General features: G+C 72.0%; 18 protein-coding genes. 7 read left to right on the forward strand and 11 right to left on the reverse strand.

Annotated elements, in window-relative coordinates; genetic code table 11:
• Positions 1–821 precede the first annotated feature (821 nt).
• Complete coding sequence (locus KM842_RS09385) at positions 822–2210, reverse strand: MFS transporter (RefSeq protein WP_216257796.1); 1389 nt, start codon at positions 2208–2210, stop codon at positions 822–824.
• A 61-nt stretch (positions 2211–2271) separates the two neighbouring features.
• Complete coding sequence (locus KM842_RS09390; RefSeq protein ID WP_216257799.1) at positions 2272–3252, reverse strand: AraC family transcriptional regulator; 981 nt, start codon at positions 3250–3252, stop codon at positions 2272–2274.
• A gap of 104 nt (positions 3253–3356) precedes the next feature.
• Here KM842_RS09390 and KM842_RS09395 point away from each other — a divergent pair, with 104 nt between their 5' ends.
• Positions 3357–3806 carry a MarR family winged helix-turn-helix transcriptional regulator gene (locus KM842_RS09395; RefSeq protein ID WP_216257801.1) on the forward strand — a complete coding sequence of 150 codons (450 nt, stop codon included), beginning with the start codon at positions 3357–3359 and terminating at the stop codon, positions 3804–3806.
• A gap of 166 nt (positions 3807–3972) precedes the next feature.
• Complete coding sequence (locus KM842_RS09400) at positions 3973–4122, forward strand: hypothetical protein (protein ID WP_216257803.1); 150 nt, start codon at positions 3973–3975, stop codon at positions 4120–4122.
• Between the two features lie 65 nt (positions 4123–4187).
• Here the strand turns inward: KM842_RS09400 and KM842_RS09405 are convergent, their stop codons facing one another.
• From KM842_RS09405 to KM842_RS09415, 3 genes are read right to left on the reverse strand one after another with little or no spacing between them, the layout of a single operon-like run.
• Complete coding sequence (locus tag KM842_RS09405) at positions 4188–5036, reverse strand: carbohydrate ABC transporter permease (protein WP_253206067.1); 849 nt, start codon at positions 5034–5036, stop codon at positions 4188–4190.
• A complete protein-coding gene (locus tag KM842_RS09410) occupies positions 5036–6007 on the reverse strand; it encodes a carbohydrate ABC transporter permease (protein WP_216257805.1) in 972 nt (323 codons plus the stop codon). Before KM842_RS09410 ends, KM842_RS09405 begins: the two co-directional genes overlap by 1 nt.
• Positions 6004–7323, reverse strand: coding sequence for an ABC transporter substrate-binding protein (locus tag KM842_RS09415; RefSeq protein ID WP_216257807.1), 1320 nt, complete (start codon positions 7321–7323; stop codon positions 6004–6006). Before KM842_RS09415 ends, KM842_RS09410 begins: the two co-directional genes overlap by 4 nt.
• A gap of 165 nt (positions 7324–7488) precedes the next feature.
• Between KM842_RS09415 and KM842_RS09420 the strand changes: the two genes are divergently transcribed.
• The 3 genes from KM842_RS09420 (at position 7489) to KM842_RS09430 (ending at position 10488) form a co-directional block, all read left to right on the forward strand.
• On the forward strand, positions 7489–8895 hold the full coding sequence (locus tag KM842_RS09420; RefSeq protein ID WP_216257808.1) for a sensor histidine kinase: 1407 nt from the start codon (positions 7489–7491) through the stop codon (positions 8893–8895).
• A complete protein-coding gene (locus tag KM842_RS09425) occupies positions 8889–9518 on the forward strand; it encodes a response regulator (RefSeq protein ID WP_216257810.1) in 630 nt (209 codons plus the stop codon). The genes KM842_RS09420 and KM842_RS09425 overlap by 7 nt, the downstream gene beginning before the upstream one ends.
• Positions 9519–9603: 85 nt before the next feature.
• On the forward strand, positions 9604–10488 hold the full coding sequence (locus KM842_RS09430; RefSeq protein ID WP_216257812.1) for a hypothetical protein: 885 nt from the start codon (positions 9604–9606) through the stop codon (positions 10486–10488).
• 94 nt (positions 10489–10582) lie between these two features.
• Here the strand turns inward: KM842_RS09430 and opgC are convergent, their stop codons facing one another.
• From opgC to KM842_RS09445, 3 genes are read right to left on the reverse strand one after another with little or no spacing between them, the layout of a single operon-like run.
• On the reverse strand, positions 10583–13093 hold the full coding sequence (gene opgC, locus KM842_RS09435) for an OpgC domain-containing protein (protein ID WP_253206068.1): 2511 nt from the start codon (positions 13091–13093) through the stop codon (positions 10583–10585).
• Positions 13081–13491 (reverse strand): ATP-binding protein, encoded by a 411-nt coding sequence (locus KM842_RS09440; RefSeq protein ID WP_216257814.1) that lies wholly within the window; start codon positions 13489–13491, stop codon positions 13081–13083. The genes opgC and KM842_RS09440 overlap by 13 nt, the downstream gene beginning before the upstream one ends.
• Entirely contained in the window at positions 13488–15512 is a 2025-nt protein-coding gene (locus KM842_RS09445) for a glycosyltransferase (protein ID WP_216257815.1), read from the reverse strand. The genes KM842_RS09440 and KM842_RS09445 overlap by 4 nt, the downstream gene beginning before the upstream one ends.
• A 277-nt stretch (positions 15513–15789) precedes the next feature.
• Here KM842_RS09445 and KM842_RS09450 point away from each other — a divergent pair, with 277 nt between their 5' ends.
• Positions 15790–16209, forward strand: a complete 420-nt coding sequence (locus tag KM842_RS09450; protein WP_216257817.1) for a hypothetical protein — start codon at positions 15790–15792, stop codon at positions 16207–16209.
• A 204-nt stretch (positions 16210–16413) separates the two neighbouring features.
• On the opposite strand, the gene KM842_RS09455 is transcribed toward KM842_RS09450, so the two are convergent.
• The 3 genes from KM842_RS09455 to KM842_RS09465 form a co-directional block, all read right to left on the reverse strand.
• The gene (locus tag KM842_RS09455; protein WP_110824133.1) at positions 16414–16695 is read right to left on the reverse strand and encodes a pyrophosphorylase; all 282 of its coding nucleotides are present in this window, start codon (positions 16693–16695) and stop codon (positions 16414–16416) included.
• Positions 16696–16865: 170 nt separating this feature from the next.
• On the reverse strand, positions 16866–18689 hold the full coding sequence (locus KM842_RS09460) for a DEAD/DEAH box helicase (RefSeq protein ID WP_216257819.1): 1824 nt from the start codon (positions 18687–18689) through the stop codon (positions 16866–16868).
• Positions 18690–18822: 133 nt separating this feature from the next.
• Positions 18823–19302 carry a MarR family winged helix-turn-helix transcriptional regulator gene (locus KM842_RS09465; protein ID WP_216257821.1) on the reverse strand — a complete coding sequence of 160 codons (480 nt, stop codon included), beginning with the start codon at positions 19300–19302 and terminating at the stop codon, positions 18823–18825.
• Between the two features lie 223 nt (positions 19303–19525).
• Here KM842_RS09465 and KM842_RS09470 point away from each other — a divergent pair, with 223 nt between their 5' ends.
• The gene (locus KM842_RS09470; protein ID WP_216257823.1) at positions 19526–21592 is read left to right on the forward strand and encodes an MDR family MFS transporter; all 2067 of its coding nucleotides are present in this window, start codon (positions 19526–19528) and stop codon (positions 21590–21592) included.
• The last annotated feature ends 8 nt before the right edge of the window (positions 21593–21600 follow it).

The following is a 21600-nucleotide window of genomic DNA, read 5'->3' on the forward strand; positions in this document are numbered from 1 at the left end:
GCGCCTTCCGTCCGACGCCCCGACGGGAGCCCCGCCCCACCCCTGTCAGACCGGCTCCGTCGGCACGCCCACGGCCGCGCGCCGAGGTCGCACGAAGTGCCGCCGCAGCCGCGGGCGGGCGGCGCTTCGTGCGACCTCGGCGGACATGAGCGGCACGTCGTGCGACCTCGGCAGGGCCGACGGCGGCGCCTCCGCCCGACACCCCGACGGGAGGCCCGCCCCACCCCCGGCAGGACGGCCGCCTCGGCACGCCCGGGGCCGCGCGGCGAGGTCGCACGAAGTGCCGCCGCAGCCGCCGGCGAGCGGCGCTTCGTGCGACCCCGGCGGACATGAGCGGCACGTCGTGCGACCTCGGCGGACATGAGCGGCACGTCGTGCAACCTGGGCAGGGCCGGCGGCGGCACCTCCGCCCGACACCCCGACGGGAGGCCCGCCCCACCCCCGGCAGGCCCGCCCGTCGGCACGCCCGGGGCCGCGCGCCGAGGTCGCACGAAGTGCCGCCGCAGCCGCGGGCGGGCGGCGGTTCGTGCGACCTCGACGGACGTGAGCGGCACGTCGTGCGACCCCGGCAGGGCCGACGGCGGCGCCTCCGCCCGACACCCCGACGGGATGCCCGCCCCACCCCCGGCAGACCCGCCCCGTCGGCACACCCGAGGCCCTGCGCCGAGAGCGCACGAAGTGCCGCCGCAGCCGCGGGCGGGCGGCGGTTCGTGCGACCTCGACGGACATGAGCGGCACGTCGTGCGACCTCAGCCCGGAACCCGCGCGGCCCCGCGCCGCGGCGGCCCCACCCCGCGGCCCCGCGGCGCGGCCCCGCGGCGTCAGGCCGCCGCGCGCGACTCGTCGCGGACGAACGCCATGAGCACGAGCCCGGCGACCAGGACCACGACGACCCCGAGGATCCCGTACCGCGTCGAGCCGCCGATCGTCACCGCGAGCCCGAACAGCGCCGGCGCGATGAAGGACGCAGCACGCCCGGTGGTGGCGTAGAGGCCGAACAGCTCCCCCTCGCGGCCCGGTGTCGCGAGCTTCGCCAGGTACGCCCGGGAGGACGACTGCACCGGCCCGACGAACACGCACAGCCCGAGCCCGAGCACCCAGAACGACGCCTGCGCGGACCCGGCGAACAGCACCGCGGTCCCGAACACGGACAGACCGACCAGGGAGACCATGATGAGCGGCCCGGACCCGAAGCGGTCGTCGAGCCGGCCGGACAGCACGGTCGCGATGCCGGCCACGACGTTGGCGACGATCGCGAACAGGATCACGCCGGACGGACTGAAGCCGAACACCTGGGCCGCGATGATGCCGCCGAAGGTGAACACCGCGCCGACGCCGTCGCGGAACACCGCGCTCGCGAGCAGGAACGCGAGCACGTTGCGCCGGGTCCGCCAGAGCCGTGCGACGTCGCGCCCGAGGTCCGCGTACGCCGACCAGAGCGACCCGCGGCGGGTCGGGTCGGCGGGGGCCTCCGGCACGACGACGAAGAGCGGGACCGAGCTGACGGCGAGCCAGACGGCGGCGATGCCGATCGCGACGCGGACGTCCCACTGGCCGCCGGCGACGGTCGCGGGCAGCTGGAGGACTCCGCCGCGGCCGGTGACGCCGAAGTCCTGGATGCAGAGCAGGAGCAGGACGACGAGCAGCACGATGCCGCCGAAGTAGCCGGCCGCCCAGCCGATCGCGGAGACCCGGCCGGTGCGTGGCCCGCTCGCGACCTGACCGAGCATGGCGTTGTAGCCGACGCAGGCGATCTCGTAGGCGACCGTGCCGATCCCGATGAGCGCTGCGCCGAGCACCAGGTACGGCTGCTCGGGTGCGACGAACACCATGCCGACGATGGACAGGACGATCCCGATGGTGGCGATGAGGACCGAGCGCCGGCGGTGCCCGGACGTGTCGGCGAGCCGGCCGACGGCGGGGGCGACGAGGGCGACGACGATGCCGGCGACGGTCAGGGCGGTCGAGACCACGGCGGCGTTGTGTGCGAGTTCCCGCTCGACGGCGGCTGCCGCGGCGGCGGACGAGTCCTCGGCGGCGACGAGGGCCGGGTCGACGAAGGCGCGGCTGGCCAGGTAGGTGCTGAAGACGAATGTCGTGACGACGGCGTTGAACGCGGCGGAGCCCCAGTCCCAGAGCGCCCAGGACACTAGGGCCCGGCGTCGGGTGGGGGTCGGCGGAGCCGCTGCGGTCGTCGGCGAACCGGTCATGGCGGAACCGTAGCGCCTCCGGGTGTCCGGCCGGGTGCCCGACGACGGACGGTCCCGCACCTCAGCGGCGCAGGGTCTGCTTCGGGTACTCCCCGAACCGCTCGGCGTACGCCGCCGAGAACCGCCCGAGGTGCGCGAACCCCCACCGGGTGGCGACCTGTCCGACCGACACCGACCGGGGGTCGCGGGCGAGCAGTTCGTCGTGCACGCGGTCGAGTCGCACCTGGCGCAGGTACGTCAGCGGCGACACCCCGAACACCCGGCGGAACGACTCCTGCACGCTCCGGACGCTGAGGCCCGCGACCTGCGCCAGGGCCGCGACGGTGACCGGCTCCTCTGCGTGCGCGTGGACGTGCTCGACGGCCGCGCGGAGCTTCGCCTGTCGAGGGTGCAGCAGCTCGGCGGGCAGCCGGTCGAGCTGCGGCGGCACGACCCGGAGGAACGCGTCGACGGTCTGCCGCTTCGCCTCGTGCCAGACGAGCGAGTCGGTGCCGCCCTCACGCAGCGCCCGGGCGAGCGCGCCGAGCGACTCGCGCCAGTTCCGCACCGCCAGACTGTCCGCTTCACGAAGGTGGTCGAAGCGCAGGTCACGGTCCCCGACGTCGAAGTGCTCGGCCGCGACCTCGCGCACGAGACCCCGGTCGAGGTGCACGAGCTGCTCGTCGTAGTCCGCGGCGACGAAGACCACGTCGCGGTGCGCGGGGAACAGCACGGGGTGGCCGACCCGGAGGGGCACGCGGTCGCGCAGCGTGTCCGGCGTGCTCGTGCCGGTCGTCAACCAGGCCATGACCAGGTCGTCGCCCGGTTCCGAGGCGCCGCGGAGGAAGCCGCTCATGGTCGAGCGGCGCATCGACACGTCGGAGTCACCGACGGCCGTGTACCGGTACGAGTACTCGCCCTCGGTGCGGCGGGACAGCCACTGCTTCCCCTCGTAGATGCCGGCGAGGTCGCGGACGGCCGCCTCGGGGTCGGTGCCGGCGACCTCGAAGCGGACCGGGACGGGTCCCTCGGCGCCCGGTCCGGAGGCGATGGGTTCGCTCACCGGGCCACCTGGCTGGGCCGGGAACCAGCGGTATCTGGATATCCTTGCCGCGAGCGCACGGGGACCCTGCCCCGTGCGTCGCTGCGCACGGAGGAGGCGAGCCGATGAGCGAGGTCGACGTCCTGGGCGCCCTGACCCGTCTCGAGTACGCCTCGACGTCGCTGCGGAACCGCCTGCGCGACCGCATCGGCATCTCGGGAGCGGACCTGTCGGTCCTGCAGTACGTGTGGCGCGCGCGGCGCGGAGCCCGGTCGGTCCGGGTGAAGGACCTGACCGCGCACCTCGGTCTGACGGGTCCGGCCGTGACCGGCATCATCGACCGGCTCGAACGCCAGGGCATGCTGCAGCGCGTCCCGAACCCGGAGGACGGTCGGAGCCGGTTCATCCAGCTCACGCCGGGACAGGAGGGTGTGTTCGCAGCAGCGCTGGACAGCACCAACGAGCAGTTGCACGAACTCCTGTCCTCCTTCTCGGAACGAGAGCGCCGGCGACTCGTCCGCATCGTGGACCGCATCGTGGCAGCACTCGACGGTGGGGTACCCCCCACCTCGTAGTGCGAGGTTAGGGCGCTGTCGGTTCGTGGACGAAGCAATTGTCCACGCAGCGCGGATGGGTAGTTTCCCGACCTACTTGCCCGGGCGCGGCCCCGGACGCGGCCGTAGCGTCGGGAGGGATCAGGGACCCCTCACTCGGGGGCCGTGTCCGACGGGAAGGGACACCATGGGCATGTACGAGTCCGAACCGGGCGTCGACCCGGTGCGCATCACCACCATCCGCCGACTGCGCCGCCGCTGGAAGCACGGCGAGCAGCCGACCGACGACCAGGGACTGTTCGACGACCTGTTCGTCAGCACGACGACGCAGCGCTGACGCGCTGACGCACCTGACGGGAGGCCCGTGGCGGGATCGCCACGGGCCTCCCGTCGTGTGCGGGGTCAGCCCTTGACCGCGCCCGAGGTGAGCCCGGAGACGATCGACCGGCGGAACACCAGCACGAGGATCACGATCGGCACGGTCGCCGCGACGCTCGCCGCGAAGATCTGCGCGAACGGCACGGTGAACTGCGTCCCGAACAGGGCGATGCCGACCGGGATGGTGCGGAACGAGTTCTCGCTGTTGAACGTCAGCGCCATGAGGAACTCGCTCCACGAGGCGGTGAAGGTGAAGACGCCGACCGTGAAGAGGCCCGGCTTGGCCATCGGCAGGATCACCGACAGCACCGTGCGCCAGGCGCCGGCTCCGTCGATCTCCGATGCCTCCTCGATGGTCGACGGGATGCCCTGCAGGTAGTTCCGCATGATCCACACGGCGAACGGCAGGTTGAACGCGACGTACGGCACGATCAGCCCCGGGTACGAGTTGAGCAGGCCGAGGTTGCGTTCGAGCAGGTAGAGCGGTGTGAGGACGGCGATCGCCGGGAACACCGACAGCATCAGCAGGGACGTCATGATCGCCGTGCGGCCGCGGATCCACCGTCCGGCGAGCGCGTAGCCGGCGAGGAACGCCAGCGCGAGCACGATGACGGTCGTCGAGACGGCCACGACGATGCTGTTGACCATGTACTGCCCGAGCGCGTTGTCCCGGAACGCCACGACGAAGTTGTCGAGCGTGAACGTCACCGGGAAGGCGGTCGGCGGCGACTGCGCGATCTCGGACGACGGCTTGAACGAGGTCGTCACGAGCCAGTACAGCGGCAACGCGGTGACCACGGCGATGACGACGGCGCTCACGTTGACGGTGTTGACCCACCGACGCCATCCCCTGCGGATCCGTTGACGGGGCATCAGGCCTCGCCTCCCTTCGCCTGGTTGCGGAAGGCCCGGAGGAAGAGCAGGCAGCCGGCGGCCACGATGACCGCGGTGCTCGTGGCGATCGCTGCGCCCGGGCCGATGTTGATGTCCTGGAAGAGCACCTTGTAGCCCATGATCGCGAGCGACTGCGTGCTCGTCCCCGGACCGCCGTTCGTCAGCACGAACGGCAGGTCGAACACCCCGAAGGCCTGCAGGACGCGGAACAGCACCGCGATCGTCAGGGTCGGAGCCAGCTGGGGCAGCACCACCCGCCAGAACGTCTGCCAGGCGTTCGCCCCGTCGAGCTCGGCGGCCTCGTAGTGGTCCTCCGAGATCTGCACGAGGCCGGCGAGCAGGATGATCGCCACGAAAGGGGTCGTCTTCCAGATGTCGGCCAGCATGAGGCCGGTGATCGCGGGGACGGGCTCGCCGAGGATCACCGGCGCCTCCCCGAACAGCGCGAAGAACCAGGTCGCGACGCCGTAGGTGGAGTCGTAGACGTACTTCCACAGCTGTGCGTTGACGATGGTCACCAGCGACCACGGGACGAGCATGAGCGCGAGCATCCAGCCGCGGGTCGCCCCGAGCCGCTCGAGCACGATGGCGACGAGCATCCCGAGGACGAGTTCCACGGTGACCGTCACGACCGTGTACAGGACCGTGAAGCCGAGCGCGCGGTACCAGTCCGCGCTCTGGAGCAGGGCGGCGTAGTTGTCGAACCCGAAGCCCTGGATCGCGAACCCGTCGTAGCCGATCTCGACGTCCGCGAAGCTGAGGACGATCGAGTAGACCACCGGGAACACCGTGACGGCGGCCACGACGAGCAGCGCCGGGGCGGCGAAGCCCCAGGCGCTCCGTGCGCGGAGCCGGTCGAGACGGTTGCGTCCGCTGCGGCGACCGACGGGTTCGGGGCGGGCCGCGCCTCCCGGCCGGGTGGCGGGCCGGGCGTCCGTCGCGGCGCTCACAGTGCCGCTCCCCGGAGCGCGAGATCGATGGCGGAGGCCATCGCGCTCGTGCCGCCGTCGACGGTGCGCTGCCCACCGAGGATGCCGTTGCCGTTCTGGTAGACGCCCTGCGACACCTTCGGGTAGTAGGCGGTCGAGGTGGGCCGCGGGACCAGGGTGATCCCGGCCGCGGTGTCGTACGTCGGGCGCTGCTGGCGCTTCGCGTCCTCGCTGACGAGCGACGCCGAGCGTGCCGGGAGGACACCGCCCTCGCGCGTGAGCAGTTGCTGCGCGGTCTCGCTCGACATCCACCTGGCGAAGGTCAGCGCCGCGGCCGGCTGCTGGGTGTGCGGGTTGATGTAGTTGCCCCACCCGCCGATCGTCGAGTGGTGCTCGTCCATGCCGTCGAAGGTCGGGCGCGCCGCCAGACCGACCTTGCCGCGCACCGCGCTGTCCGGCCCGTTCGCGATCCCCCACGCGTACGACCAGTTGCGGAGGAACGCGGCCCGGCCGCCCGAGAAGGCGTCGTTCGTGTCCTGCTCCTGGTACGTCAGCGTCGCCCGGGGGCTCGCGCCGGAGGTGACGAGGGAGCGCATGAACTCGAACGCACGTCGGGTCTCGGAACTCGTCGTCGTGGCGTTCTCGAGCTCGTCGTCGAGCAGCGATCCGCCGGCGTCGGCGACGAACTCGGTGACGTTGCAGGTGAGGCCCTCGTACACGTCGCCCTGGAACGCGAACCCGTAGGAGACGTCCCCGGTGTCGACGAGCTTCGCGGCGGTCTCGCGGACCTCCTCCCACGAGCGCGGCACCTGGAACCCGTGCTTGTCCAGCAGGTCCTCGCGGTACAGGAAGAACGACTCGTCGATGTAGAGCGGGAACATGTAGTACGTGCCGTCGACGCTGGCGGCCTGGCGCAGCCCCTCCGGGAACTGGTCGAAGAAGTCCTCGCCCACCAGGGAGCCGACCGGCGTCGCGAGCTTGTTCTTCGCGAACTGCCCCGGCCACGCGACGTCCCCCAGGTACACGTCGGGGGTCGGCGACCCGGCGGCGATCTGCGTCGTCAGTGACGTCCGGTTCGTGTCGGTGTCGCTCGGCGCACTGACGATCCGCACGCGGATGTCGGGGTACTCCTGCTGGAAGGCGGCGATGAGTCGACGGCGCAGGTCACCGCCGTCCTTCGAGGCCACCTGTCCGGCCCACCAGCTGATCGTCGCCGGGCCCTCCGGGGGCCCGGTCGGCCAGTCGGCGACCTCGGTGCGCTCGGGGCGGGTGGAGCAGCCGGCGAGCAGCAGCACCCCCGTGCCCCCGAGCAGGAACAGCCTGCGGTCGATGTCCATCCGTCCTCCTCGACGTCCGGTCCGCACCCCGACCCTCACGGGACACGTTGCTGTACGTCCACACAACTCCGCGCTCGCTGGGAGTCACGGCAACGCCCGACGGCTGCCGTCGCGCACGCGGGACACGTGCCCGACGGCGGGAGGGCGGCGGGTTACGGTGAGCACGTGCCCGGACGTCGAGCGACCCTCACCGAGCGCGTCGACGGCGACGCCATCCTCGTCGTCCGCCGTGATCCACGACGACGTCGCGCGCGGACGACCCCGTGGGGCCGGGTGCTCGTCGGTGTCGTCCTCGTGGCCCTGCTCGGCGGCGCCGCCGTCGCGACGGTCGGCACCCTGGTCTCCGAGCGGACGGCGGAACGCCTGGCGGTCGAGGAGGCCACCGACGACACCGCCGCGATCGCCCGGTCCGTCGTCGAACCGGCGCTGCTCGACGCGGTCGCGGACCCCGGTGCGCCCGCGCGCGACCGGCGGGAGGCCACCGCCCGCCTCGACCGTGCCGGGCGGGCCGTCACCGCGGCCACCGACGCCGTCCGGGTGAAGCTCTGGTCGGCCGACGGCACCGTCCTGTGGTCGGACGAACCGCGGTTGACCGGGCAGCGCTTCGGGCTCTCCGACGAGGACCGGGAAGCCCTCGAGACCGACCGCTCCGACGCCGAGGTGTCCGACCTGTCCGCGCCCGAGAACCGGTACGAACGCGGCCGCGGCCCGCTGCTCGAGGCGTACCAGGCGGTGCACCTGCCCTCCGGTGACCCGCTGCTGCTCGAGGTCTACTACCCGTACGACGCCGTGCTCGCGAGTGCCGCGTCGCTCCGGTCGGCCTTCGCGGCGCTCGCGTTCGGGACCGTGGCGGTCGGCATCGCGCTGCTCCTGCCCGTCGTGCTGTGGCTGCTGCTGCGTCTGCGGGCCGGCCAGCGCGACCGGGAGCGCCTGCTCGTCCGGGCGCTCGACGCCGAGACCGCCGAACGACGCCGCCTGGCCGCCGACCTGCACGACGGCCCGGTGCAGGACATCGCCGGGCTCGCCCTCACCCTCGGGGCCGCGGCCCGGAGCACGACCGGCTCCGGTGCCGCCGTGCTCGAGGACTCCGCGACGACCCTGCGGTCCGCCGTGTCCGCCCTGCGCTCGTCGATGTCGGCCATCCAGCCCGCGGCCCCGGACCGCGAGGGGCTGGCGGCCGCGCTCGACGACGCGACCGCCCGGGGGCGCGCCGCGGGACTCGCGGTCCGGGTGGACGTGCCGGTGACCGTCGCGGCCGCCCCCGCGGCACTGCTGGCCGCGGTCCGGTTCGTCCGCGAGGCCGTCGCGAACACCGTCCGGCACGCCGAGGCCGACGCGGTCGAGGTCGTCGTCCACCGCGACGAGGACGACCTCGTCGTGCGGGTCGCCGACGACGGCGTGGGCTTCGACGCGGACCGGGTGCTCGCCGCACGGCGGAGCGGGCACCTCGGCACCACGCTGCTGCGCCAGGTCGCCGAGGACGCCGGCGGCACGCTGCTCCTGCGCACCGCACCCGGAGCGGGGACCACGTGGGAGTTGTCCGTGCCGGCCGGGACGGGGCCGCAGTGGTGAGGGTGCTGCTCGTCGACGACCACGCCCTCGTGCGTGGTGGACTGCGCGCCGTCCTCGACACCACCGACGACTGCACGGTCGTCGGCGAGGCCGCCACCGGCGAGGAGGCCGTCGACCGCGCCCTCGCGCTGCGACCCGACGTCGTCGTCATGGACCTGTCGATGCCGGGTGCCGGCGGGGTCGCCGCGACCGCCGTCCTGCACGAGCGACTGCCGTCGGCGCGGGTGCTCGTGCTGACCACCTTCGCCGACGACGGACGGGTGCGTGCGGCGCTCGGAGCGGGGGCCACCGGCTACCTGCTCAAGGACGCGACGCCGGACGACGTCGTGCGGGCCGTTCGTGCCGCCGCCCGCGACGAGGTGCCCATCGACCCACGGGTGGCACGTGGTCTCCTGCCCGGCAGGCCGACCCGTCCGGCCGACACCGCCTCGGGCCCCGTGCTGCCGCCACGCGAGCGGGAGGTGCTCGTCCGGCTGGCGCGCGGGCTGTCGAACCGGCAGATCGCCTCCGAGCTCGGGATCGCCGAGCGCACGGTCAAGGTGCACGTCGGCAGCGTCTTCCGTCGCCTCGGGGTGTCGGATCGCACGACCGCGGCGCTCTGGGCGCGGGACCACGGGTACTAGTACCAAGGTCCGATGGTGCCCCGGTCCGCCAGCGGCGACGATCGTGCCGAGGGGACGAACCGCCCCGCACTCCAGGAGGCACACCATGCGCACCACGACCACCAGCGGCCGCACCCGCCGCGCCGCCACGCTCGTCGCGGCGGCCCTCGCCGCGACCACCGTCGCCGCGGTCGCCCTCGTCGGCGTCGCGCCGGCGCAGGCGTCGGGCAAGACCTCGACCGGCGGCGACTACGCCGTCACCGTCAACGGCACCACCACGAACCCCGCCGTCGGGCGCGAGTTCCGCCTCCGCGACACCGCCGTCGCGGGCACGATCTCGGTGCGCGGCAAGCACAACGGCTTCGACATCCGGGTCGCCGACCTCGGCGTGTACGACTACACGCTGACCGGCGCAGCCGACACGCAGCGCATGGTCACGAAGCCGACCGTCGTGTTCGCGTCGAAGGTGCCGTCGCTCACGCCGGCGCAGCTCGCCGGCACGAGGCTCACGTCGCTCGAGGTGAAGGACGACACCCTCGTCGCGATCTTCGGCACCGGCGCCGGCAAGTTCAAGATCCAGGCGAAGGACGGTGCGCAGGGCGGCATCTTCCAGATGGAGACCGAGTTCGCCGCCCCCGTCACGTTCACGCACACGCTCGGCGCCGGCCTGTTCTACTTCGTCAACCCCTACACGGGCAAGGTCAACTTCGGCGACGGCACCCCCGCTGTGGCCGCGGGCAGCGACGCGCACCAGATGCTCCTCGGCAAGGACAGCCCGCAGGTGGCGACGAAGACCTCGCAGACCGCGACGACGACCACCTGGACCGTCCAGCCCGGCGGCCGCCTCGGGGGCGTGCTCGGCGAGGACGCCGTCGAGCTGAGCCAGGGTGCGACGAACTGCACGAGCGACTGCCAGGCGCAGAACCAGGTCCGCGGCTCCCTGCCGGTGCCGCCGGACCCGGTGGACCCGACGCCGATCGCGTCGCGCTGACGGCTGCGCCGACGCGCGCACCGACGGACGGGAGGCCCTGCTCACCTGGTGAGCAGGGCCTCCCGTCCGTCGGTGCGCAGCAGCGCGACCGCGCTCAACGCGGGATGACGGAGAACAGGAACTTCCGCCGCACCATGTACCAGACCAGCAGGATGAGCACCGTGTGGGTGAGGGTGCCGATCCAGACGTTGCCGTAGTCGAGCGGGATCGACGCGACCACGAGCGCGAAGAACACCTGCCACACGAACACGTAGAGGCTCGCCTGGCCGAGCGGGATCCACAGCCACCCGATGACGGCGTTCACGGGCTTCCAGAACACCGTGAGGATCGCGTAGGACACGATCGCGAAGAACGCGATGTCGACCAGGCGGCCCCACTGCAGGTCCACGCGCTGGTACGCCGTGTTGTACAGGTCGAGGTACATCGACGACGGGAACGGCGTCGGGGTGAAGTCGAAGCGGTGGCCCGCCCACACGTAGACGAGGAACGCGGCGTACAGGCAGAGGGCCAGGCCGACGAGCACCTTGCCGAGGCGGCCGGTGAGGGCCCGCGTGACCTGTCGCCGGTAGTAGCCGAGCACGAGACCGTGCGTGAACACCACCTGCCAGGTGAGCAGCGGGAACACCGCGTCGAACTGCGCGTTCACGGGCTTGACGTCCGGGTTGAGGGCCTGGAACACGTAGAGCGCCCAGCTGACGACGAGCACCGCCCACCAGAAGCCGCGCCGGATCACCCACATGAGCACCGGGATGAACAGGCTGAGCACGACGAACAGACCCATGATGTTGAACGGCCAGGGGCCCATCTCGAGCAGCAGGAACTGCCGGATGGCGTACCAGGGCGGCGGGTAGGCCAACAGCTGCATCACGTTCGGGTAGAGGTCGTAGACCCGTCCCTCGGCCTGCATGCCGTCGAGGCCGGTGCCGCGGTCGGTGAACGTCGTGATCGCGGCCGTGTTCAGGAAGGGGATGAAGCTCAGCGCGAAGACGATGAGGATCACCGCGAGCGTCACGAGGTACTGCTTGCGAGCGCGCTTCCACGCCCCGACGGCCGACACCCACTCGCCGAACCGCGCGACGCCGAGCGGGTAGACCATGCCGAGGACCATGCCGGACAGGAAGACGAACATCTCCGCGCCGGTGATCGCGCCCACCGCGTGCAGCGTCAGGTACGAGTACGGCCCCGCGACCTCGATGTGCGTGATCACCACCGCCAGGATGATGAACCCGCGGAACAGGTCGAGACGCAGGTCGCGCCCGGGCTTGCCGTCGTCCGGGTACCGCCAGCTCGGCACGAGTCGGCCGACCAGTCCGCTGAGCACGAAGACCGCCGCCAGCCCCGCGGCCAACCAGACGATCCACGCCATCTGGTCGCCGCCGGTGTCGAGCTGCTGGTTCGTCGCCGCGGCGCCCTGCTGCGGTGTGACCCGTTCGGTGACCGGGCCGAACACGAAGTGGTCCGAGCGCTCGAGGTCGGTGCGGAACGACCCGGCGGTCCCCGGTGCCTTCGCGAAGCGCCAGTCGGCCACGCGGTTGCCGGCCTCGGGCTCCCGGCGGTTCGACTCGACGAAGGTCACGCCGCGGATCTGCGGGATCGCCTCGACCTGCCGGATGACCTGCCGCCACCAGGCCCGCTTGACCGCGATCTCGGGGTCACCGGCGAGCGAGTGGTCGTACAGGGCGCCGGTGTCGAGGAGCATCGGCCGGTCGCCGTCCACCGCGAACCGCTCGGTGAACGAACGGGGCTGCGGCTGGTCGTAGCCCCAGGACTCGGCGAAGCGCTGGGCGACCTCGCCGGACTCCGGCACGTCGTTCCGGGTCAGCGGGACGTCGCGCCCGGCGGCCTGGGTCGACTTGCCCTTGCCGAAGTAGTACATCGACAGGCCGACCCAGTCGACCGAGGACGCCCCGGGCCAGTACGGCTCGTAGGGGTCGTCGGCCGCGGTGATCTCGCCGTCGCCGTTCGTGTCGAGCTTGTCGGTGTCGGTGGCGGACAGGTCGGCCAGTCGTCCGGCCGAGGAGCCGAACGGGTAGCCGGCGCCGTAGGACGGGGCCCAGACCATGCGGGCCTGGGAGTCGCCCGCGTGCACCTGCTCCGCGAGGGCCCGGAACACGCGCACGAACTGCGTCGGCTGCTGGCCCCACCGCACCCACGTGCCGTTCATCTGCGGCGCGAAGCGGACGAGCACCTGCGTGTCGTACTGGTCGTGCACCTGCTCGAAGAGGGCGTTCGCGCGGCGGGCGTCGGCGTTCGTCAGGGTCCGGAGCGCCTGTCCGGGCTCCAGGCTCACGACGAGCACGGCGCCCTGGGACGCAGCCGCCCGCGTCGCCCGGAGGAACTGCTTCTCGGCCCGACGGTCGAGCGGGTAGGCGATCTCCACGCCGTACATCGACGGGGTCGCACCGAGTCGTCCCTCGTACCCGTCCGGTGCGTCGGACCCCCAGTCGAGGTCCGGGCCGAACCAGCTCTTCCCACTCGCCGGCACGGCGGGGGTCGACGGGCTCGACGTCACCGCGTCGGCGGGCAGCGCTCCCCCGAGCACGAGCACGCCGATCGTCACGAGGAGCGCGACCGCCTTCGCCGCGCCCTGCCTCAGCGAGCGCACACCAGCGTCCAGACGTTCCGACCGCCCTCGTGGCGGTGCTCCAGGCGGTCGAGTGCGGCGATCGCCAGGGCCAGGCCGCGTCCACCCTCGTCCTCGGGGTCGGCCATGGTGACGGCGCTCAGGTCGATGTCGACGGGCATGCCGTTGTCCGAGAGGACCGCGACGAGCTCGTCGTCCTCCGCGCCGAGGTCGAGCATGAAGCGCCGCCCGTGCCCGGTGTCGGCACGGCGGGTGTGCTCGATGACGTTCGCGGCGATCTCCACGAGCGCGGTCTCGAACCGGAAGCGGCGCTGCGGGTCGTCGATGCCCAGGCCGTCCCACCACCTGGCGAAGGTGTCCTGCACGACGTCGAGCGAGGTCGGGACCGCCGGGACGTCGATGCTCGCGTGCGCGTTCACAGGGGTCCTCCGACCGTGGTCGACTCGTGGGCCAGGGGCATCTCGGCCTCCGGACCGCGGTACAGCACCGCCCGGATGACGATGCTGAAGATGAACAGGTCGAACACCACCCACGCGGTGTTGACGAGCGGCGCGATGCCGTCCGCCTGCCCGGCGATGTAGCGGATGACGATCATCACCAGGGCGGCGACCAGGGCCCCCATCGCGATGAGCTGCGGCTTGACGAGGTCCCAGCGCGGCCTCGCCTCGGACTCGTCACGCACCTTCGGGGTGACGCGGAACCCGAGCGGCTTGCCCCGGAACACGTTCTCGAACGCGCTCGTCGCCGACTCGATCCACACCGGGAAGAGCGCGAGCGAGTACTGCTGCCCGCGCCACGTCGGTCTGCCCGCCGCCACCACCCAGAACAGGAGCTGGTTGAGCACGAGGAACGGGATCAGCCGCGAGAAGAAGTCCACGCTGTACGCCGTGACCGGCACCACGCCGAACGACAGGCAGAGGACCGGCGCGGCGATGTAGACCACGGCGGCGAAGCCGGACAGGTAGCTCCACATCGTCGAGAAGTACATGAGGCGCTGCCCGAACGACAGGCCCTTCTGCACCAGGGGGTTCTCGCGGAAGAAGACCTGCATGGTGCCCTGCGCCCATCGGAGGCGCTGGACGAGCATGGTCTGCAGGTCCTCGGGCGCCAGGCCCTTCGCGAGGATCTCGTCGTGGTACGCCGACTTCCAGCCCAGACCGTGCAGGCGCATCGCGGTCGCCATGTCCTCGGTCACCGAGATCGTCGCCAGCGGCATGATCGGCTGCGCCTCGTCGTCACGGTTGACGTCGAGGGCGCGCGTCAGCACCGCGATGGCCTCGATCGCGGCCACCGGGGACGCGTCGCGCTGCCCGAGCACGTCGAGCGCGGCGTCGTCGAGGCCGGCGAAGGTGTTCGCGTCGGTGGACAGTGCCGCGAGTTCCTGCAGCTCGGCGCGCACGGCCTCGAGGTCGGCGGCGGCGAACCGGAACGCGATCGCGTCGATGCCGCGCTGGAACCGGTACGTGACGTCGCCGAGGGGCTCGCCGTTCGCGATGTCGGCGCGGGCCTGCTCGACGACGACCTCGGCGTCGTCCAACGCCGTCAGCACGCGGGGGTCGGTCTCGGTCTCGCGGGCCCGGCCGAGGAGCTTCTTGGCCGTCTTGACGGTCCGCTGCACGCTCGTCTCGACCTCGCGGACGTAGCGGGTGATGCCGAGCTGCATGAGCGCCTCGCGGCGGAGGATCGCGTTCGAGCCGCAGAAGAACGCCGCGTTCCAGCCGTCCTTCGACTGCTGGATCGGACCGTAGAACAGCGGCGCCTGGCTGCCGAGCGGGTCGGACTCCGGCACGTTCTCGAACCACTGCGGGGTCTGCACGAGCGCCATCCGCTCGTCCTTGAAGTAGCCGAGGGTGCGGTCGAGGATGGCGGGGTCCGGCACCTGGTCGGCGTCGAGGATGAGCAGGAACTCGCCCTGGGTCGCGAGCAGGGCGTTGTTGAGGTTGCCGGCCTTCGCGTGCCGCGGGCGGTCGACCCAGTCCTTGCCGCGCGTGATGACGCCGAGCCCCTCGGCCTCCGCCGCCGCCCGCATGTCGGCACGGTTGCCGTCGTCGAGGATCCACGTCTCGTGCGGGTGCGTGATGGCCTTCGCTGCCCGGGCGGTGCGCATGACGAGGTCGATCGGCTCGTTGTAGGTCGTGATGAAGACGTCGACGGTGACCGGAGTGCTCGGCTTCTTCGGCGGCTCACCGCGCTCGCGCAGCCGCCACGCCCCGAACGCGAAGAGCACCGAGTCGATGACGCTGTACGTCTCGGCGAGGATGAGCGGCACGGCGATCCACCACGAGTGCCAGTTCACCGAGGCCACCCACCGCCAGCCGACGTAGTTGAGCCCCGACACGGCCGCGAGGACGGCGACGACCCGGACGGTGACGAGCCGACGCCGGGCCGTCCCCACGCTCAGGCGCCGACGGTCCTGCCGGTCCACGTCGATCGCGGTCATCGTCGCACCCCCGTACGGTCTGTGCGCTGCACGGCGCCCCTCCTGATCCCCGACGAGCCCGGACGCGCGGTTGCCGCGCACGGACGTGGACACGGTGCCGTCGGCGGTTCCAGGTCCCGCTGGTCGACCCCGTCCGCACGACGTCGCCCCCTGGCGACGTCGGCGTGCTGTCCTGTCTACCGCAGGCGGACGACCGCTGTCAGCAGCATGCCCCGATCTGGGGACGCCCTGTCCCCGCTCCCCGTCCCGGAACGGACACCCGGCCTAGACTCGCCCCATGTTGTTCGGGCGAGCACGGCGGAGCGCGGAACCGGTCGATCTCGGGACACTCGAGCCGTGGCGGTCCGACGTCGTCACGGCCACGTGCGTGCCACTGCCGATCGGCCGCAAGGGCAGGACGATCCCCGGGGTCATGCTCTTCGACGGGTCCGTCTCGCCGGTGTTCGCGGTGCGCGAGGTCCAGCAGCTCGTCGACCACGACCTGAACACCGCCGAGAACGTCAACCAGCCGCCGATCGCCTTCCTGATGTGGCCGGACGACGCTGCCGACGACTCCCCCGCCGGCCGCTGGCTCCGGCACGCTCCCGCCGAGAGCCTGACGCTGCTCGTCGACCCGCTGGAGACGCCGCCGACGGTCCAGCTGCAGGGCGAGGCGCTGGAGTCGTTCCGCGAGTGGGTCCACACCCTGCCCCGCTGACCGCAACGCGACGGCCACAGGGCACGGTCCGTCCCCTCGGGCGACGTGTGCTGACGCGGTGTCCGGTCGCCGCGATGTGCGACCGGCGACGAGCCAGCGCACCTGCGCCCCGCGCCGGACGCGACGGTCACCGCGCGGCAGCCGGAGACGACAGTGCCCGGGCCGCCGATGCTCATCGGCGACCCGGGCGCTGCGTGTGTGGTGTTACGCGCCGCCACCCGCGGTGAAGATGTCCTGCGAGATCTTGTCGAGCTGCGTCCGGAGTTGCTCGAGCTCGGTCTTCGCCTTGTCGAGCGCAGCCTTGGTCTCCGGCCACGTCGAACCACGGAAGTTCGACGCCAGCGGGCCGTCCCACACGTTCGAGTCGGACAGGATGCGCCCCTGGGCGTCGAGCTGCGAGATCTGGTCCGTGAACCCACCGTTCACGATGGACTGGATCTGGCGGATGGCGGTCTTCGCCTGTTCGGTCGAAAGCACACGCGACATGGTGAACCCCTCTTCTCTTCGTACCTGCACCCCCGCGCAGAAGATCCCCCGGAGGCTCTGACGCGGCCCACCCTACCGGCTCCGCCACCCGCGCGTACCAGTGTGTGCACAGCCCGACGGGAGGCCCGGGTACCAGCGGTACCCGGGCCTCCCGTCGTCCTGCGGTCACGTCAGTGGCGCGGCTTGCGGTCCTCGCCGTACCCGCGGTCGTCACGACCGCCACGGTCGTCGCGGTCGCCGTAGCGCCCGCCGTCGCGACGGGGGCCGCTCTCGCGGCGGATCGGACCACGACGGTCCGGCTGGATCTCGATGAGCTTGCCGCTGATCCGGGTGTCGCGGAGGCGGTCGAGGACGTCCGAGCCCATGTCCGACGGCAGCTCGACGACGGAGAAGTCCGGGCGGATCTGGATCGCGCCGAAGTCGTCGCGGCGCAGGCCGCCCTCGTTGGCGAGCGCACCGACGATCTGCCGGGGCTCGACGCGGTGGCGTCGGCCGACCTCGATGCGGTAGGCGGTCATCGGGACGGAGCGACGACGACGGTCGCCGCCGTCACGCTCCCGGTCGCCGTCGCGGGCCGGACGGTCGTCGCGGCTGCGGCGCTCGTCGCGCTCGGCCTGCTGGCGGACACGGTCGTCGGACGGGTCGAGCAGCAGCGGGGTGTCCCCCTGCGCGACGACGGCGAGCGCCGCGGCGACGTCCGACTCCGGCACGTCGTGGTGCTCGACGTAGTGGGCGATGATGTCGCGGAACGCGGTGATCCGGGACTGCTGCTCGAGGGCCGCGGTGATCGCGTCGTCGAACCGCGTGAGGCGCGTCGAGTTGACGTCCTCGACGCTCGGCAGCTGCATCTGCGTGAGCGGCTGGCGGGTGGCCTTCTCGATCGCCGACAGCAGGCGGCGTTCGCGCGGCGTGACGAAGCTGATCGCGGCACCCGAGCGACCCGCACGCCCGGTGCGGCCGATGCGGTGCACGTAGGACTCGGTGTCGACGGGGATGTCGAAGTTCACCACGTGCGTGATGCGGTCGACGTCGAGCCCGCGGGCGGCGACGTCGGTGGCGACGAGGATGTCGAGCTTGCCGGACTTGAGCTGGTTGACCGTGCGCTCGCGCTGGGCCTGGGCGACGTCACCACTGATCGCGGCGGCGGCGTACCCGCGGGCGCGGAGCTTCTCGGCCAGGGTCTCGGTCTCGCTCTTCGTGCGGACGAAGATGATCATGCCCTCGAAGTCCTCGACCTCGAGGATGCGGGTGAGCGCGTCCACCTTCTGCGGGTACGACACGATGAGGTACCGCTGCGTGGTGTTCGCCGAGGTGGTGGTCTTCGCCTTGACCGTGATCTCGGCGGGGTCGTTCAGGTACTGCTTCGAGATGCGTCGGATCTGCGCGGGCATCGTCGCCGAGAACAGCGCGACCTGCTTGGTGTCCGGCGTCTCGGCGAGGATCGTCTCGACGTCCTCGGCGAAGCCCATCTTGAGCATCTCGTCGGCCTCGTCGAGCACCAGGTACTTCAGCTCGGACAGGTCGAGCGTGCCCTTCGCGATGTGGTCCATGATGCGCCCGGGCGTGCCCACGACGACGTCGACGCCGCGGCGGAGTGCGGAGAGCTGCACGCCGTAGGCCTGGCCCCCGTAGACGGGCAGGACGTGCACGTGCTTCATGTGGGACGCGTACTGCTCGAACGCCTCGCAGACCTGGAGCGCGAGCTCACGGGTCGGGGACAGCACGAGCGCCTGCGGCAGCTTCGCACCGGCCTCCATGCGGGACAGGACGGGCAGCGCGAACGCGGCCGTCTTGCCGGTGCCGGTCTGCGCGAGGCCGACGACGTCGCGGCCCTCGAGCAGGGTGGGGATGGTGGCGGCCTGGATCGCGGAGGGGGTCTCGTACCCGATCTCCTTGACGGCCTTGAGGACGGCGTCGCTGAGCCCGAGGTCGGCGAAGGTGATCACGGGCTCCTCGTCGACTGCTTCGGTGGGGGTGTTCGTCTCGGTGCTCATAGGAGGAACGGTATCCCGTTTTCGGCGCGCATCCCAGACGGCGCGGGGCGCGCGGCTTGCCGCGCGGCGGGACGGGAGGCCCGTGGCGGCGCCGTCACGCGCCTCCCGTCCCGACGCCCGCGCCGGGCGTCGGCTACTGCTCGGGGACGGCGGCGGCGTCGCCGGAGCCGAGCACCTCGGCGGCCCGGTCGTTGAAGCGGGTGAGGAGCCGTGCGAGGTCACGGAGTTCGTCGCCGTCGAACACGCTCGTCACGTCGTCGAAGACCGCGTCGCCCTGGGCGTCGAGCCGGTCCAGGAGGGCGCGGCCGGCGGGTGCCAGGGCGAGGAGGGCCGCGCGTCCGTCGTCGGGGTCGGGGGCGGTGCGGACGTAGCCGGCCTCGACCAGCCCGGCGACCCGACGGCTGACGACGGGACGGGAGAGGCCGGTCCGCTCGGCGACGACGGTGGAGCGGACCTCGCCGAGGCGGTCGACGGTGCGCAGGATCACCCGCCCGGTGGGGTCGAGCCCCCCGGCCTGCTCGATGAGGACGGTGCGGAGGGTCTGCCGCACCCAGAGTCGGTCGAGTTGCCGGCGGAGCAGCCGCTCGGCCTCGGGTCGGTCGTCCTGGGGCACGCGGTCATCGTACGGTGCTCGCATTTGGTTGCTTGCTGGACGCAATGGATGTAAAGTTGCGGAGCCTGCAAGGTTTCAGGTTGCGCAGCGGCCCGCCCGTGGCCCCCGCACTCGCCGTCCGGCACGTCGACCAGAAGGACCCGCATTGTCAACAGTCACCGCGCCCACGTCGGTGCAGGGCCGGAGTTCCGCCACACCCGGCGCCCCCGGCCAGCAACCCCTGATGACCCACCGCCAGATCCTGCTCGTGATCTACGGGCTGATGGCGGGCATGTTCCTGTCCTCGCTCGGGCAGACCGTCTTCGGGACCGCGATCCGCACCATCGGCGACGACCTGCACGGGCTCGACCAGCAGGCCTGGGTGACGACGGCCTACCTCATCACGTCGACCATCGCGACGCCGATCTACGGCAAGCTCTCCGACATCTTCGGACGCCGGCCGCTCTACATCTTCGGCATCGTGGTCTTCATCGTCGGCGCCGTGCTGTCGTCGATGTCCACGTCGATGCTCATGCTCGCGGCCTTCCGCGCCGTGCAGGGCATCGGCGCGGGTGCGCTCATGTCGCTCCCGCTCGCGATCATGGGCGACATCCTCGCCCCGCGTGAGCGCGCCAAGTACCAGGGCTACTTCCTCGCCGTGTTCGGCATCTCCTCGGTCATCGGCCCGCTCATCGGTGGTCTGCTCGCCGGCGCGTCCGAGATCCTCTTCATCACCGGCTGGCGTTGGGTGCTCCTCATCAACGTGCCGATCGGCATCGCCGCGCTCGTCATGGTGATCGTCTTCCTGCACCTGCCGAAGGTGCACGACGCCCGCGACAAGCCGGTCGTCGACTGGTGGGGCGCGACCTCGGTCATCGTCACCCTCGTCCCGCTCCTCCTCGTCGCCGAGCAGGGCCGCACGTGGGGCTGGGGCTCCCCCGCCGCCCTCGCCTGCTACGTCATCGGCGCCGTGGGCCTCGTCGCGCTGCTGCTCATCGAGTCGAGGATGGGCGACGCGGCGATCATCCCGCTCAAGCTGTTCCGCTCCGGCACGTTCTCGATGGCGACCGTCATCGGCTTCCTCGTCGGCTTCGCCATGTTCGGCGCGATGCTGACCATCCCGCTGTACCTGCAGATCGTCGTCGGCCTCAGCCCGACCGAGTCCGGCTTCGCCACGCTGCCCCTCGTCGGCGGCCTGATGATCGCCTCGATCACCTCGGGGCAGATCGTCGCCCGCGTCGGCCGGTACCGGATCTTCCCGGTCATCGGCACCGCGCTCGTCTCGGCCGGCTACGTCGTGCTGACCTTCATGACGATCGACAAGCCGCTCTGGTTCCTCATGATCGGCATGTTCCTCATCGGCCTCGGTCTCGGTTCGGTCATGCAGTCCCTGACGCTCGCGTCGCAGGGCTCGGTCGAGGCGAAGGACATGGGCGTCGCCACCAGCTCGGCCACGTTCTTCCGCCAGATCGGCGGCACGCTCGGCACGGCCGTGCTCCTGTCGATCCTGTTCTCGGTGATGCCCACGAACATCGTGCACGCCACCGCGGACAAGGCCGACCTGACCGACGCGCTCGACGCGGCGCTCAACCCCACGGTCGCCAGCGCGAAGGCGAACCAGGGCGTCATGGACCAGATCTGGGACCCGATCGTCGGTCCGGTGCAGGACGGCATCGACTCCGGTCTGGCGCGCGGCACCGCCGCGGCGAAGCAGGCCGCTGACCGGGCCGTCACCCAGCAGGTCACCAGCGCCGTCCAGGCACAGGTCGCCGCCGGCGCGCTGCCCGCGGCAGCCGCGGACACCGTGATCGCCCAGCAGGTCGCCGACGCGACCCCGCAGGCCGAGGCGACCGCCCTCGCCGCCGCAGCCGACCAGGCGCACGCCAGCGTCGTCGACGGTCGGCTCGCGGTCGACTGGACGGACAGCGACCAGCGCACCTACTGGGTCGACCAGGTCGTCCCGGACCTGGTGGCGAAGATCGACGCAGGTGCGAACGACGACTCGAGCGCCTCGGCGACGAACGACACCTCGTTCCTCACCGGTGCCGACTCCCGTCTCACCCGTCCGTTCATGGCCGGCTTCAACGCCTCCTCCGTCACCATCTACTGGGTCGGACTCGGTGTGATCCTGCTCGCCTTCGTGCTCACCTGGTTCTTCCGGGTCCCGCCGCTGCGGCAGCGCTCGGCCCTGCAGGAACAGGCGGACATGTCCGCCGAGGCGCAGCTCGAGGCCGAGGCCGGCATGGCCGCGGCCGAGGCGGGCTCCTTCACCGGTCCGATGACCGGTTCCACACCGACCCAGCGCCGGTGACCCCCGGG

Origin of the sequence: Curtobacterium sp. L6-1 (assembly GCF_018885305.1) — a bacterium.
Classification (GTDB): Bacteria; Actinomycetota; Actinomycetes; order Actinomycetales; family Microbacteriaceae; genus Curtobacterium; species Curtobacterium aetherium.

Bases quoted from the DNA above. Each gene is read 5' to 3' on its own strand.
- KM842_RS09385 (WP_216257796.1), bottom strand. From the start codon at position 2,210: ATGACCGGTTCGCCGACGACCGCAGCGGCTCCGCCGACCCCCACCCGA.
- KM842_RS09395 (WP_216257801.1), top strand. From the start codon at position 3,357: ATGAGCGAGGTCGACGTCCTGGGCGCCCTGACCCGTCTCGAGTACGCC.
- KM842_RS09400 (WP_216257803.1), top strand. From the start codon at position 3,973: ATGGGCATGTACGAGTCCGAACCGGGCGTCGACCCGGTGCGCATCACC.
- KM842_RS09405 (WP_253206067.1), bottom strand. From the start codon at position 5,036: ATGCCCCGTCAACGGATCCGCAGGGGATGGCGTCGGTGGGTCAACACC.
- KM842_RS09415 (WP_216257807.1), bottom strand. From the start codon at position 7,323: ATGGACATCGACCGCAGGCTGTTCCTGCTCGGGGGCACGGGGGTGCTG.
- KM842_RS09430 (WP_216257812.1), top strand. From the start codon at position 9,604: ATGCGCACCACGACCACCAGCGGCCGCACCCGCCGCGCCGCCACGCTC.
- KM842_RS09445 (WP_216257815.1), bottom strand. From the start codon at position 15,512: ATGACCGCGATCGACGTGGACCGGCAGGACCGTCGGCGCCTGAGCGTG.
- KM842_RS09450 (WP_216257817.1), top strand. From the start codon at position 15,790: ATGTTGTTCGGGCGAGCACGGCGGAGCGCGGAACCGGTCGATCTCGGG.
- KM842_RS09455 (WP_110824133.1), bottom strand. From the start codon at position 16,695: ATGTCGCGTGTGCTTTCGACCGAACAGGCGAAGACCGCCATCCGCCAG.
- KM842_RS09460 (WP_216257819.1), bottom strand. From the start codon at position 18,689: ATGAGCACCGAGACGAACACCCCCACCGAAGCAGTCGACGAGGAGCCC.
- KM842_RS09470 (WP_216257823.1), top strand. From the start codon at position 19,526: ATGACCCACCGCCAGATCCTGCTCGTGATCTACGGGCTGATGGCGGGC.